A 14,889-nucleotide genomic window follows, 5' to 3' on the forward strand; every position below is an offset into this window, starting at 1 on the left:
CGTTCTATCAAATAATATCATAACTTTACATGCACTTGCAACAATCTAAATCCATTTTTTCTTACTTTAGCCCTAATCCCATTTCTTGTTTTCTAAGTTCGACGCGTCTAATTTTTCCGGAAATTGTTTTTGGTAGTTCGTCTACAAATTCAATTTTGCGAGGGTATTTATATGGTGCAGTTAATTCTTTAACGTGTTCTTGAAGTAAAGGAATCAGTGTATCTTCTTTTTCTTGTACATTTTCTCTTAAAACGATAAATGCCTTTACGACACTTCCGCGGATTTCATCCGGACTTGCCACAACAGCACACTCCCTTACATACGGGTGTTTCACAAGTGCATCTTCGACTTCAAATGGCCCAATTGTATAACCAGAGCTAATGATAATATCATCACCGCGTCCCTCAAACCAAAAATAACCTTCTTCGTCTTTTTTCGCTTTATCACCTGTAATATAATAATCGCCACGGAATTGCATCGCTGTCCGCTCATCATCTTTATAATATTGCTTAAAAAGTGCTGGCGTTTCAATATGAACAGCAATATCTCCTACTTCTCCAATGGATACAGGTTTTCCTTCTTCATCTACAATATCTACATGATTACCTGGCGTCGGTTTCCCCATCGACCCTGGCTTAATCTCCATTCCTTTCATAACGCCAACAAGTAATGTATTTTCTGTTTGGCCATAGCCATCCCTGACGGTAACATGAAAATGATTTTGGAATGTTTCTATTACCTCTCGGTTCAGCGGCTCTCCTGCCGATACAGCACTATGTAACGCTGATAGATTATATTGCTGCAGGTTCTCTACTTTTGCCATTAAGCGATACTCTGTCGGCGTACAACAAAGCACGTTCACTTTATTATCATCTAATAACTGTAGATATGTCTTCGGTTCAAATTTACCGTGATATACAAATCCTGTTGCTCCAGAACCGAGCGTTGCTAAAAACGGGCTCCAAATCCACTTTTGCCAACCTGGACTAGCCGTTGCCCATACAACATCATTCTCTTCTATTCCGAGCCAATTTGGAGCGCTTGTACGTAAATGCGCGTAGCCCCAAGCATGTGTATGAACGACGCCCTTTGGATTTCCTGTTGTTCCTGATGTGTAAGATAAAAAGACCATATCTTCTCGGTCTGTCTTAGCCATCTCTAATTCGTCACTTTCTATTTCTAATACGTCTTTTAAATTGATCCAGCCATCTACTGACTGCTCGCTCAGCGCAAACTTTTGAAGAGACTCCACCATCTCTACACCGTCAAATTGTTCGATATACGGCCCATAACTGACAATTGCCTTTACTTCTCCGTGCTGAATGCGATATTCAATATCTTTTTTGCGAAGCATTTCTGAACTTGGAATAACTACAAATCCGGCTTTAATTGCGGCAATGTATGTCATATACGCTTCAATTAGCCGTGGCATCATAATGAGAAGCTTGTCCCCTTTTTGTAAGCCACTCTTTATAAAAGCGTTTCCAATTTTATTCGCACCTTTTATTAATTCAAAGTATGTAACCTCTCGTCTATTCCCTTTGTCATCCTGCCAAATTAAAGCAAGTTTCTCTTTTTCATTTGTATATTTTTCTATCTCCGCAACTAAATTGTAAGACGGCGGCGCTAATAATTCCTCTCTCTTCATAACAATCATCCTCCTTAATCTCTATGTCTCCCTTATATAATAAAGAATTTTCAGTAAATTTTGAACCCTCTTCTTTTGACAAATTTTTTAATGGTATTTCGACAAAAAAGAAGGAGCGGGAAAATCCGCTCCTTCTAAGCCATCATATATGGGATTATTTGTGGAAACCGCCTAATTGTTGCTCAGCTAGTGAAACTAGACGTTTTGTAATTTCGCCACCAACAGATCCGTTAGCGCGAGATGTTGAATCAGCTCCAAGTTGAACACCGAACTCTTGAGCGATTTCGTATTTCATTTGGTCTAATGCTGATTCAGCACCAGGAACCGCTAATTTATTTGTGCTTCGTGCCATATGGTATCACCTCCTTGTGAGTATAGAGTGTGATAAACCATAGGACTTCATACATTTTCAGATATGGTAATTTATGGTTTCAAAAGATATTCAAAAAGTCCGGTAAAGATAACTGCCGTATTTCTTCCCCTTCGTCGCCAGTCCAGTACTCATGTAGTTCACTCTACACGCCGCATCCTCCTGACCTCCGCGTCTCGAACTGCTCAGCTCTCTTTATCCTCCTTTTGAACAAGCACTTTTAGAAAAGATCTTCAAATTGTTCTTCTTCAGCCACTTCTACTGTTTGTAATACTATTTTTTCTGTATTAGCAACAGCAGCTTCAATAAGTGGTGTAAAGTCATATTTTGATTCAAAGCGATTTGCCTTTTCACGCTTCGGTTTTGTCGCTGGGCTCGCTGGTGTGAATACTGTACAGCAGTCTTCATACGGACGAATCGAAATATCATATGTTCCAATTTGATTTGCAATTTTAATAATTTCTAGTTTGTCCATCGTAATAAGCGGACGAATTACTGGATAGTTTGTCACTTCATTAATTGTATGCATACTATCTAACGTTTGGCTCGCTACTTGTCCAAGACTTTCACCCGTTGTAATTGCAAGTGCATTACGCTCTTCTGCAATGCGCTCTGTAATACGCATCATCATACGGCGCATTACTGTCATAGAATAACTAGATGGAATTTCTTTATTAATTGTTTTTTGCACTTCCGTAAACGGAACAAGGTGAAGCGTCAAACGTTTGCAGTATTTCGTTAACTCTTGGGCTAAATCAATTACTTTTTGCTTCGCACGCTCACTTGTAAAAGGTGGACTATGGAAGTGAACAGCCTCCACTGATACACCGCGCTTCATTGTTAAGAACGCAGCTACTGGACTATCGATTCCGCCAGAAAGAAGCACCATAACTTTTCCTCCAACACCAACTGGTAATCCACCTGCGCCCATGCGCTCATCACACATAATGTAGCTATAACCACTGCGAATTTCTACGCGAACATTTACATCTGGATTGTGAACGTCCACTGTGATGTCTTCTGTATTATCTAAAATATACCCGCCAATCTCAGGAAGTAATTCCATCGTTCGCATTGGGAAATGTTTATAAGAACGGTGCACTGTAATTTTAAATGTTTTCACATCGCCTTTTACTTGTAAGAAAGCCGCTAGCGCACCTTTTTTAATCTCTTCTAGTTCTGATGGTACTTTCATCGCTAAATTAAACTTATGAATACCAAATACGTCTTGTAATCTTTCTGCAATCGCCTCATGATCTTCACCATTTAATTGAATGTACATGCGATCATGTGTTGCATCGATTTTGATGTTTGGGAATTTCTTCAATTTAAATTTCACGTTCTCTTTTAACGTGTTTACAAACTTAGAACGGTTTTTTCCTTTTGTCGTCATTTCACCGTAACGCACTAAAATATATTCATATTTCATCATGTTTCTTTACCTCATCACTTCGTATAATTTTGGTAATGTTTCTTTTATAATTTCTTCGAATTGCATTACTTCTTCCATCGTATTTTCAGATGCTAAACTAATGCGAATTGCACTTGCTGCTGCTGCACGCGGCACGCCCATTGACTCTAACACGCGGCTTACTTCATTTACTTTTGAAGAACAAGCTGATTTTGTTGATACATATACGTCTCGTTCTTCTAGAGCATGAACCACTACTTCTGGTTTTAAACCAACGAATGATACATTTAAAATATGCGGTGCTGCATATTGAAGGGATGTATTAATCGTTACATCTTCCATGCCCTCGAAGAAACGGACAAGCTCTGCTTGTAACTTCTGTAAACGGTCACTTTTTTCTTTCATATGTTCCATTGTCATACGCAATGCTTTTACCATTGCCACAATACCAGGTAAATTCTCTGTACCAGAACGATAACGGAGCTCCTGCTGACCACCTGATAAAATCGGATCTAATCTTACTCCATCGCGTACATATAAAAGTCCAGTTCCCTTTACGCTATGAAATTTATGTCCCGATATCGAACAAAGATCAATATACGAAGCATATAGATCAAGTGGTACTTTTCCGATCCCTTGCACGTGATCTACATGGAATCTTATTTTCGGATAGTTCGCTAGCAATTTACCAACTTCAGAAATAGGCTGAATCGCTCCTGTTTCATTATTAACATGAATCATTGAAACAAGAATTGTATCCTCACGAAGCGCTCGTTTTACATTTTCTACTGATACAATACCATGTTCATTTACAGGTAAGTATGTTACATCAAAACCGAGCCCTTCTAATTGTTTATATGCTTCAAACACAGACGCGTGTTCAATATTTGTTGTAATAATATGTTTACCACGAGAGCGATTCCTCATCGCTATTCCTTTAATCGCAAGGTTATTTCCTTCCGTTCCACCCGATGTAAAAATAATTTCGGAAGGTTTAACATGAAGAAGCTGCGCTGCAATCGTTCTTGATTGTGTTAATAAACGCTCTGCTTCTCCCCCGAGCGAATGAATAGAAGAAGGATTCCCAAAGTATTTTCCTGCAACCGTTACATACGATTGAAGGACTTCTGGATATGGTTTCGTTGTCGCACTATTATCAAAATAGATCATCGTTCTTCTCCTTTCAGCGCTGTCACATCATATAATCATATCACAAACACGTGTAATTACGCTAAACATACTCAAAGGTTTCATTTTTTAATATACAAGCATAATTTTATATTTTGAAACGAAAAACACTGCTGTATTCCGCTATTCATTATAGCAATATCACTCTAGAATTTACACAAATCCAGCACAAAAAAACAAACCCCTTTTTCATCAAGGGGTTTGTTCGCTGTCTACAAATTCAGCAATCTTTTGAACAACACCAGGTTCAAGTTGTTCTAAAACAGAAGCTGCTTGTTCTAATGCAGCATCATATTCATATTCACGGAACAATCTCTCTGCATTCTCTAAGCTTTGGGATAAATCCGTATCATGACTACGATAACGATTACCATACTGGATTAGCTTTTCTACTAAATACGCCTGTCCAATTAACTCCTGCGTTTTTTCATATACACCATTTACGATTGCATATGCTTCTTCTAACATGCTATTTACAACCTGCATATTCAGCGGCTTTAATTCTAACTGTCCATAAACACCTTGCATTGCCTCTTGCCCTCTTTGTAAATCTTCCATAATGCTTTCTGGAAGACCTGGTAAGTTAGACTTTTGCATAAAGCGTTTTGCTTCTACAATCATATGACGCATTTCTTGTAACTTTTCACGCGCCTCAAATTCTTCTTTACGCATCGTTTGCAACATCTCTTTATATTCTACATGAAGGACCTTTAATGTTTCACATTGCTCATAAATCTCTTCCAGTTCTTCACGAATGACAGAGAAAGCAATATCTTGCTCAGCAATACGTAATTGCAATACCTCAAAGCGCTTCATTAAAATATGCATTTGTTTTTCAATCAATTTTTGTGACTCAATATCTTTATCTTGCAACTGATAGCTTTGTTTCACAAATTGCGTTTCGGATTTTGTTTCAATTGCTTTTTCATGAATTTCCTCTAAATCTTCATAAACTGTAACTGATTTTTTCTCTACATAATGCTTCGCATGCACTTCTTGTTCTAATTGATCATACAACGTATCCAGACGCTTTTTTAATCCCTCTATTTTCTCATTAGCTTCTGTTATATGAAGTTCTTCCAAATCAATCAGACATGTTTGTAGTTGTTTGTTCATATCTCGTAATTCTTTAGGGATTTCTAAATGATTTAATACATATCCTTGACGCTTCATATCATCATGACCTTGTAATAAATCATCTAATTGTACTGGTAATGTCGCTTGACACTCGACTAATAGATCAGGAACTTCATGAATGATAACTTCTAAGCTCGCTAATCCATCTTCCAAACTTTTTACAATGTCACGCGCCTTTAAATAATCACCGTTTTCTGTTGTCTCATCAAATTCTTGAAATTTCGCCAGTTCTATATCAAGTAACTCTTCAATTTTCTGTTCAGATTTTCCAAACATATGACGATGAGCAAGTACACTTTTTTTCATACTACGATATGTATCACGTAACTCTTCAATCTCCGAACTATTTTTCTCATAGCTCTCTAACAATTGTTGCAACTCATTTAAAATCTCCGTAATGCGGTTATCCGCTTCATCTAAATCACGAATGGATTCACTCATCAAACGCTTTGCTTTTCGGAAGGAAAATTGTGAGGCTGACTTTTGGGCGCTTTCTAATGTTTTATCAGCTTTTGGTAGAAGGTTTGTAACAATTTCATCCCATTCTTCACGCCATTTCCCAAACAGTTCTTCTGTTTGGCCAGTCATATTTAAATCCTTAACCCGTTTCAACTCATCTGCAACAGGTTTATCTTTTATTTCTTGTTTCCACTGCTCAAGTGCTTCAATATCTTTATATAAACGATTTCTTATCACGAGCTCTATCATGAGCAGCACTAGAATAGAGCTTACTACGATGATAACGATCGTCAGGATAGAATCCATGTAAATTAGCCTCCTATTATATCTCTTTTTTTGTCCGTTCCGTTTATGAAATGGAAGGCATTATGTACAAAAAGGGGAATCCCCTATATTTAACAACTAACAATGTACTAATCATATCATGTAATGACGTGTTTTTGACCTAGTTTTTTTTAAAATTTCATGTTTCTTTTGATCCGTTTGTAATATTACTTCCTAAAAATTTCTGTATCTCTTTTTCAAATATTTACTGTAACGCCTTTAATAAGGACATCTCTTCCCTATGTGATATAAAATAAATTACTCTCGTTAACGTTGGTTCCACATGCATAACACGAATCCCAGCTTGCATAGCTTGCTTCACTGCAATTTCTGGTAATAACGTAATACCAAGGCCAGCCCGAACCATCGCAAGCATCGGCTCTGCGTATGATGTTTCTACAGCAATAGTAGGTTTAACACCCATTCCTTTGAATGTTGTCATAATCATTTTTCTGATATCACAAATTTCCGGATAAATAATAAGTTTTTCATGCTGTAAATTCTTTATTTGAATCGTATGTTCGTCTTTATACGCATGTTCATTTGAAACCACGCAAACAATACTTTCTCTTTTTACTTCTTTTGCAAACTTGGCTCCCTCCACTTCCGAATCAATTAACATTGCATCAATCTTTCTCTCACGGAATAACTCCATTAACACTTTCGTATGTTCAATTTGCCACTCTACTTCGTATGTTTCTAATATACTCTTACATTTTGATATGTAATGAGCAGCTAAACTTGGCAATACTCCAATTGAAATCTTTTTCTTTTCTTGATACTCTTTCAGCTCTCCCTTCACTTCATTTATTTGTTCTATAATTGGCTCAATACGTTTTATAAATAGCTCTCCAGCATCTGTTAACTCCACTCCTTGTGTAGAACGTTTTAATAATTTAACTTCTAAATCCGCCTCTAATCTTTGAATTTGTTTACTAAGGGCTGGCTGTGAAATATGCAGACGTTTACTCGCTTTCGATAAACTTCTCGTATGTTTCACTTCAATAAACGATTGCACTGCTTCAAAATCCATCTGATATACACCTCTAACCAAAAGTTATAACCGCTATAACAAATCAATATTTCCTGTCCATAGAAAGTGAGCGCTATACTCATCTCATGCTTATTTTTATGAACTCACTATATCGAAATAAGAAGGAGAAAGATACTCTTGAATAAAAAACAAATACTATTTGGCTCTCTTTTATGCTTACTCGCTGTAACAGCTTGGGGATTTATGTTTCCAGTTATGGCCAGCGCTCTGCAATTTATTGATCCATTCTTTTTCACTACTTTTCGTTACGGATCAGCAGCTATCATTTTTATTATTCTTCTCTTCATAATTGAAGGAAAAAGCGCCTTTCACTTAGAAAAACAAGCTTTCTATTTATTATTCTATGGTACAGTCGGTTTTGCTGGATACGGATTTCTTGTTTTCTACGGACAGCAATTGGCAGGACCTTCTGGGGCTATTCACGCAGCCATGATTCAGTCTCTTATGCCAATACTCGCTTTATTATTACAATGGGTCTTAAAGAAGAAAAAACCACAAAACTATACATTCCTTTGTATGTTTTGTGCACTGATAGGTGTGCTACTTGTTATTTCCAAAGGTAATATTCATATGTTATTTGGAGCAGCAGGACATGTTTCAACAAATATACTTATGCTCTCTGGCGTTATTTGTTGGGTTATTTACACAAACGGCGGTTCTCATTTTCCAACTTGGTCGCCACTTCGCTATACAACACTCACATGTTTATTTGGATCCATTTCGTTAGTTTGTACTGTCATTGTACTAACATATATGAAATTCATTTCCATACCTACATTTTATACAATCGCTACAGTTCGATTTGAACTATTGTATATGTCCATTATCGCTGGTGTTGTCGCCGTCTTTTGCTGGAACATGGGAAATCGCCTTATTTCATCTATTAACGGCATCTTATTTATGAACTTAGTCCCTGTGCTCGCACTTATAGGTTCCATTTTTCGGGGCTATCAAATTGAAAGAATTGAAATAATTGGAGCGATAATTACAATTATCGCTTTACTATGCAACAACTTATGGCAACGAAAACAAGAACGTATACAAGAGGAAATTAAGCCTTGAAACACACGCCACAAAATACCCCCACCTACAATATGGCGGGGGTATTCTACATATGAACTGCTCGCGGCAGAGGATAATACATATGTAGTCTACATAATGTTTGTTCCATCCATTGCTCTACTTCTTTCGTATACATTTCCAAAAAGAATGTTTCTGACGGAAACGAATGCAAAACTTCTGTTATATATTGCGGATATAAATATGGCATGTTTATCATACCCTTTAATTGCGTCATAAACATTGTAAAAGACACTTTCTGAAACTCCTGCTGCATTTGTCCCTGCTTAATGATTTGCTCTATATAATATCTTTCTTTAGAAAAATAAACAGTCATCACTTCCCGGATTAACGTTGTATCAAGTGAAAGCTCACGGTAAAAGAATCGAGTAAGTTCCCGATGTTCAAACTGATAGCGCAAAATGCCTCGTACAATTTGATTCAACACTTCTTTAGCTGGTAAGTACTCTCTTTGTTCAAAAGCCCTCTCAATTACTCCGATATATCCTTCTAAAAAATCCGTTATAAGCTGTTCTAATAAACCTTTCTTTCCAGCAAAATAATATGAAATATTAGCCACATTCACATTCGCCCGCTTTGCAATATCGCGCACCGATGTCCCATCATACCCTTTCGTGTAAAACAACGAAATTGCCGCATCAATTACTTTTTGTTTCGTCTGCTTCACGTGCTCACTTCCTCTCACTCTGAACAGCCATAGTTTAAATTTCTTGACTTTTAAGACAAATTCCTTTAATTTTCTATCGACAAAGTCATATGAAATACAGCGTATTTTGCTATGATTTTACATTTCTCGATAGAAAGGGTGACGTTTCCATGTTTACAAAAGAAAGTTATACAGGCTCACGTGAAGAGCAATACGAAACGGTAATTAAGCAACTTGATGCATTGTTAACTGGTGAATCAAATGTAGTTGCTAACTTAGCAAATGCTTCAGCTCTTTTAAATCAATTCTTAGAGCGTATTAACTGGGTTGGCTTTTATGTAACAGAAGGAACAGGGCTTGTACTTGGACCATTTCAAGGAATGCCAGCATGCGTTCGCATCCCATTTGGGCGCGGTGTTTGCGGCGTAGCAGCTGAAACAAAAACAACACAGCTTGTTGCCGATGTTCATCAATTCCCAGGGCATATCGCATGTGATAGCGCCTCTAATTCCGAAATTGTTGTACCGATTATACAAGAAGGCAACGTCATCGGCGTACTAGATATTGATAGTCCCGAAAAAAACCGTTTCGATGAAGTAGATCAACACTATTTAGAGAAATTTGTGGAAACGCTCCTAAAACATATGTAAAAGAGAAGAGCCATCGATTCCGTAAATCGATGGCTCATTTTTCATTCTCCATTCACATGAGAAAATGTATTCGATAGCTTCTGTAACGCGTACGCTAAATCAGAAACAATATCCTCCCATGATTCTAATCCGACAGACAAGCGTATTAAATTATCAAAAATCCCCATTTCATGTCGTACTGCCGCTGGAATAACAGCGTGCGTCATCGTTGCTGGATGTTGCACTAACGTCTCTGTGTCACCGAGACTCACTGCAATTGTAATGAATTGCAACTCATTCATGAACGCCTGTGCTTCTTCTTTTCCACCTTTAATCGTAAATGAAATCACACCGCCCCCGCGTTTCATTTGGTGAGATGCTAGTTCTCCTTCTGGATACCAAACTGATGCAACACTTTCGTGATTCCGCAAAAACTCTACTACTTTTTCTGCATTCTCACAGTGTCGATCCATTCGTACAGCTAGCGTCTTTAACCCACGTAGCAAGAGCCACGCATCAAAAGGTGCCATAATCCCCCCAATATCTTTTCGAATCGGGCGAATTTGTTCAGCTAGTTCCCTCGTTTTACAAACCGTCACACCTGCAACAACATCCCCATGGCCACCAATATATTTTGTAGCACTATGAAGAACAACATCACACCCAAGTGTAAGAGGTGTTTGTAAATAAGGTGAGCAAAATGTATTATCGACAATGACAAGCAATTCATTTTGTTTTGCCACTTTAATAACCTTCTCTAAATCGATCAGTCTCATTGTTGGATTAATTGGTGTTTCAACAAATATTATTTTCGTATTCGGACGTATGCTTGACTCAATCTCTTCTTCTGTTTCCATATCACATAGTGAATGGATAATCATAAATTTCTCTTCTAGTACTTCTAAAAAACCGTACGTACACCCATATAATCCATTCGAGCAAATGATATGATCTCCAGCACGTAAAAACGCAAGAAGTGTCGCCGAAATCGCTGCCATTCCAGAACCGAACGCTAGCGCCGATTCTCCCCCTTCTAAAACAGCCATGCGATCCTCGAACAATTCCACAGTCGGATTTCCAAGTCTCGAATAAATATAAGATGGATCCTGCCCAGCGAAACTCGCTTCTCCTTGCTGCGCTGTTTCAAATGTATACGTTGAAGTTTGAAATAGTGGTGGCGTTAAACTCCCTTTATGCAGCTTGGAATCATACCCGTGATGAATAAGCGCTGTTTCTATATGTTTCTTTTTCATACAAACATCCCCCTTATGCTCTATTTTATGTAAGCGTTTTCTCTATGTTGCTATCCTTTCTTTCATACGGCTTCGAATTCCTTCTTGCAATTTCCACAATTTCCATGAATAAAACAAAAAAGAACTCGCTTGACGAAATTCCAGCAAAAAGATATAATAGCGTTTGTGTAAAATAAAAAGGCAGCCTTGTAATATGAGTTTATCGTTTGTATTTTGTTCCTCTGTTGTGAGGTGTATCTCGTAACTCCCAGCTGCTGGAGCGAAGGTACATGAAAACAAAATACCCGTAAATATCAATTACGCCTGTTTTTATTTTACGAAAATAAAAACACTAAAGGAGGAGTCAACTATGGCTCGTTATACAGGTCCAGCTTGGAAACTGTCTCGTCGTCTTGGAATCTCTCTAAGCGGCACAGGTAAAGAATTAGAAAAACGCCCTTACGCACCAGGTCCTCACGGTCCTAACCAACGTAAGAAACTTTCTGAATACGGTTTACAATTACAAGAGAAACAAAAACTTCGTCACATGTACGGCATGACTGAGCGTCAATTCCGTCGCACATTTGACCAAGCAGGTAAAATGTCAGGTAAACACGGTGAAAACTTCATGATCCTTCTTGAAGCTCGTCTTGACAACCTAGTTTACCGCATGGGCTTAGCTCGCACTCGTCGCGCTGCTCGTCAATTAGTAAACCACGGTCACATCATGGTAGATGGCGCTCGCGTAGACATCCCATCTTTCCGTGTTAAACCAGGTCAAACAATTAGCGTTCGCGAAAAATCTCGCAGCCTAGCTGTAATCAAAGAAGCAATCGAAGTTAACAACTTCGTACCTGAGTACTTAACTTTCGATGCTGACAAATTAGAAGCTACTTTCACTCGCCATGCAGAGCGCGCTGAATTAGCTGCTGAAATCAACGAAGCATTAATCGTAGAGTTCTACTCTCGTTAATGACAAAAAGCCGATCTTTGGATCGGCTTTTTTCGTTCTTATAGTGCTGTTTAAAAAGGAGGATAAAGATAGCAAGCAGCTATCTTTATCCTCCTTTTTGAATTTCCTTATATATATAATAATATTATTTATTTTCTTCTTGTTTCTCCACATACACATAGGCATCCTTTGGACTTGTATGTATATCACCTTTTGTATTCTCAGCAAGCTGCCCCGCATTTAGCAAAGAAAAGATGATGAGCGCTTCTAGTGACATTTTGTTTTACCACTCCTTTCTTTTTACTTATACTCTTATGATACTCCTTACATGTGATTTTCGTATGAACATGAAAAGGAGATTAAAACAAAAAAGCTTTGAGGATAAATCTCCTCAAAGCTTTTTATTAGTAACGAATTAAGAAATATTTCTTTTTACCGCGGCGGATAATTGTAAATCTACCTTCGATGCGGTCTTTTTCTGTTACAACATAATCCAATGCTTGTGTACGCTCACCGTTTACGTAAATTGCACCATTTGTCACATCTTCACGTGCTTGACGCTTTGATGGTGAAATTTTGCTTTCAACAAGCAAATCGATTAATACTGTATCTTCTGCACTACGCTCTACAGATGGTACATCTTTGAAACCTTGCTCGATTTCGCTTGCAGTTAATTCAGCTACAGAACCGCTAAATAAAGCTGCAGAAATTTTAATAGCTTGTTCTAATGCTTCTGCACCGTGAACAAGTTTTGTCATTTCAGAACCTAAAGCTTTTTGCGCTGCACGTTTTTCTGGTGCTTCAGCTACTTGTTTTTCTAGCTCAAGAATTTCTTCATGAGATAAGAACGTGAAGTATTTCAAGTATTTTACAACATCGCGATCATCTGTGTTAATCCAGAATTGGTAGAACTCGTAAGGCGTTGTTTTTTCTGGGTCTAACCAAATCGCGCCGCCTTCTGTTTTACCAAACTTCGTACCATCAGATTTTGTAACAAGTGGAATTGTTAAACCGAATGCTTTCGCATCTTCTTCTGATTTACGAATTAATTCAAGACCCGCTGTAATGTTACCCCATTGGTCACTACCACCAATTTGCAGACGGCAACCTTGTTGTTGATATAGATTTAAGAAGTCGTATGATTGTAAAATCATATAACTAAATTCAGTAAATGAAATACCTGTTTCTAAACGAGATGCAACTGTATCTTTTGCTAACATGTAGTTTAAACCGAAGTTTTTACCGATGTCACGTAAGAATGTAATTACGTCTAAATTCCCAAGCCAGTCATAGTTATTTGCCATTGTTGCTGGGTTTTCTACATTTTCAAACTCTAAGAAGTTTGAAAGCTGATTTTTAATGCTTTCTGTGTAGTAAGCAACGGTATCTTTCGTATTTAATGTACGTTCTGCTTTTTTACCACTTGGGTCTCCGATCATTCCTGTACCGCCACCAACAAGTGCGATTGGTTGATGACCAGCTAATTGGAAACGACGTAACATTAATACTGGTAGCATATGACCGATGTGTAAGCTGTCCGCTGTTGGGTCAAAGCCACAGTATAATTTTACACTTTCTTTTTCTAATAATTGTTGTAAACCTTCAGCATCTGTTTGCTGATTAATTAGTCCGCGAAATTCAAGATCTTGTAAAATACCCATATCCTACATACTCTCCTTTAAATTAATCGAGCGCGAAATTTGAAAACATAAAAAAATCGCCCCTCAAATAAGGGACGATTTTGATTATCGCGTTACCACCCTAGTTGCAGGCAAAAGCCTACCACCTCATTCACATAACGGCTCAGCACCGTCTTTTCCCTTTTGAATACGATTCAATCGAAAAAAGATGCTCTAGGGGCGTAATTCGCGATCATCTATGTGCTGATTTTCACCGACCATCAGCTCTCTAAAACAGGGAAATGATCACTACTTCTCCCTTTCCACGCTCAATTATTTATATACTTTTCTTTATATCATTATTTGTATAGGCGTGTCAAATAGAGGTGGAAGTTTCTTAGTCTTCCATTCCTTTACAAACTCGCGATTAATATCGTAATAAGAGAAAGAATTGGAACACCAGCTAATAGTGAAACATGAAAGACAATCATAAACTTATACAAACAAAGGAGACAACTGGTTCAAAATTCAATTTATTTTTTTAATGATTTTCGCAGGATTCCCACCAACTACAACATTTTCAGGAACATCCTTCGTTACAACTGCACCAGAAGCAATAACGGCATTGTCACCAATTGTGACACCAGGATTAATAATCGCTCGTCCGCCAATCCATACGTTATTTCCTATTGTAACTGGTTTACCAAATTCAGCACCGCTTATGCGCTCGATTGGATCAAGCGGATGTGTAGCCGTATAAATATGTACACCAGGAGCTAACATACAGTTATCACCAATAGTAACTGGACATACATCTAAAATGACACAATCAAAGTTCGCGTAAAAATTTTCACCAACATGAATGTTATAGCCGTAATCACATTTGAAAGAAGATTCAATGTGAATGTTGTCACCTGTGGATCCAAACAATTCTTTTACTAGCAAACTACGTTCTTCAGACTTTGTTTCCGGTGTTTCATTTAATTTTCTTGTTAATATACGAGCCAGTTCCCTGTCTTGTACTAATACTGGATCAGCTGGTACGTACATTTCACCTTGGATCATCTTTTCTTTTTCCGGTTTCATGATTCCCTTCCCCCAAACACGTATATATAAGTTATTTTCCTTATGATAACACAA

The 14,889-nt window shown here is 37.8% G+C and carries 14 protein-coding genes and 1 other annotated feature; of the genes, 3 read left to right on the plus strand and 11 right to left on the minus strand.

Going from position 1 to position 14,889, the window contains the following annotated elements; genetic code table 11:
• Positions 1-61 precede the first annotated feature (61 nt).
• The 6 genes from mbcS to M014_RS0122420 form a co-directional block, all read right to left on the minus strand.
• Positions 62-1,648, minus strand: a complete 1,587-nt coding sequence (gene mbcS, locus M014_RS0122395) for an acyl-CoA synthetase MbcS (RefSeq protein WP_026593681.1) — start codon at positions 1,646-1,648, stop codon at positions 62-64.
• Positions 1,649-1,802: 154 nt separating this feature from the next.
• Complete coding sequence (locus tag M014_RS0122400; RefSeq protein WP_017153881.1) at positions 1,803-2,000, minus strand: alpha/beta-type small acid-soluble spore protein; 198 nt, start codon at positions 1,998-2,000, stop codon at positions 1,803-1,805.
• A 238-nt stretch (positions 2,001-2,238) separates the two neighbouring features.
• Positions 2,239-3,450, minus strand: a complete 1,212-nt coding sequence (thiI, locus tag M014_RS0122405) for a tRNA uracil 4-sulfurtransferase ThiI (protein WP_026593682.1) — start codon at positions 3,448-3,450, stop codon at positions 2,239-2,241.
• Between the two features lie 6 nt (positions 3,451-3,456).
• Entirely contained in the window at positions 3,457-4,599 is a 1,143-nt protein-coding gene (locus M014_RS0122410) for a cysteine desulfurase family protein (protein ID WP_026593683.1), read from the minus strand.
• Positions 4,600-4,809: 210 nt separating this feature from the next.
• Positions 4,810-6,519 (minus strand): septation ring formation regulator EzrA, encoded by a 1,710-nt coding sequence (ezrA, locus tag M014_RS0122415; protein ID WP_026593684.1) that lies wholly within the window; start codon positions 6,517-6,519, stop codon positions 4,810-4,812.
• 223 nt (positions 6,520-6,742) lie between these two features.
• Positions 6,743-7,570: a LysR family transcriptional regulator gene (locus M014_RS0122420; RefSeq protein ID WP_026593685.1), complete on the minus strand. Its 828-nt coding sequence runs from the start codon at positions 7,568-7,570 to the stop codon at positions 6,743-6,745.
• 138 nt (positions 7,571-7,708) lie between these two features.
• Here M014_RS0122420 and M014_RS0122425 point away from each other — a divergent pair, with 138 nt between their 5' ends.
• Entirely contained in the window at positions 7,709-8,653 is a 945-nt protein-coding gene (locus tag M014_RS0122425) for a DMT family transporter (protein ID WP_026593686.1), read from the plus strand.
• Positions 8,654-8,699: 46 nt separating this feature from the next.
• Here M014_RS0122425 and refZ read toward each other — a convergent pair whose 3' ends face one another.
• Positions 8,700-9,338, minus strand: a complete 639-nt coding sequence (gene refZ, locus M014_RS0122430; RefSeq protein ID WP_026593687.1) for a forespore capture DNA-binding protein RefZ — start codon at positions 9,336-9,338, stop codon at positions 8,700-8,702.
• 149 nt (positions 9,339-9,487) lie between these two features.
• Here refZ and M014_RS0122435 point away from each other — a divergent pair, with 149 nt between their 5' ends.
• Positions 9,488-9,967, plus strand: coding sequence for a GAF domain-containing protein (locus M014_RS0122435; protein ID WP_026593688.1), 480 nt, complete (start codon positions 9,488-9,490; stop codon positions 9,965-9,967).
• A 41-nt stretch (positions 9,968-10,008) separates the two neighbouring features.
• Here M014_RS0122435 and megL read toward each other — a convergent pair whose 3' ends face one another.
• Positions 10,009-11,199 carry a methionine gamma-lyase gene (gene megL / locus M014_RS0122440; protein ID WP_026593689.1) on the minus strand — a complete coding sequence of 397 codons (1,191 nt, stop codon included), beginning with the start codon at positions 11,197-11,199 and terminating at the stop codon, positions 10,009-10,011.
• Positions 11,200-11,548: 349 nt separating this feature from the next.
• Between megL and rpsD the strand changes: the two genes are divergently transcribed.
• Positions 11,549-12,151, plus strand: coding sequence for a 30S ribosomal protein S4 (gene rpsD / locus M014_RS0122445; RefSeq protein ID WP_026593690.1), 603 nt, complete (start codon positions 11,549-11,551; stop codon positions 12,149-12,151).
• A 124-nt stretch (positions 12,152-12,275) separates the two neighbouring features.
• Here the strand turns inward: rpsD and M014_RS0122450 are convergent, their stop codons facing one another.
• The 3 genes from M014_RS0122450 to M014_RS0122460 all read right to left on the minus strand — a co-directional run bounded on the left by M014_RS0122450 (position 12,276) and on the right by M014_RS0122460 (position 14,835).
• Positions 12,276-12,407, minus strand: coding sequence for a hypothetical protein (locus M014_RS0122450; protein ID WP_026593691.1), 132 nt, complete (start codon positions 12,405-12,407; stop codon positions 12,276-12,278).
• A gap of 127 nt (positions 12,408-12,534) precedes the next feature.
• A complete protein-coding gene (gene tyrS, locus M014_RS0122455; protein ID WP_026593692.1) occupies positions 12,535-13,791 on the minus strand; it encodes a tyrosine--tRNA ligase in 1,257 nt (418 codons plus the stop codon).
• 67 nt (positions 13,792-13,858) lie between these two features.
• Positions 13,859-14,084, minus strand: a binding site (T-box leader).
• A 193-nt stretch (positions 14,085-14,277) separates the two neighbouring features.
• A complete protein-coding gene (locus M014_RS0122460; protein WP_026593693.1) occupies positions 14,278-14,835 on the minus strand; it encodes a maltose acetyltransferase domain-containing protein in 558 nt (185 codons plus the stop codon).
• Between the last annotated feature and the right edge of the window lie 54 nt (positions 14,836-14,889).

The organism is Bacillus sp. UNC437CL72CviS29, from assembly GCF_000482345.1.
GTDB lineage: Bacteria > Bacillota > Bacilli > Bacillales > Bacillaceae_G > Bacillus_A > Bacillus_A arachidis.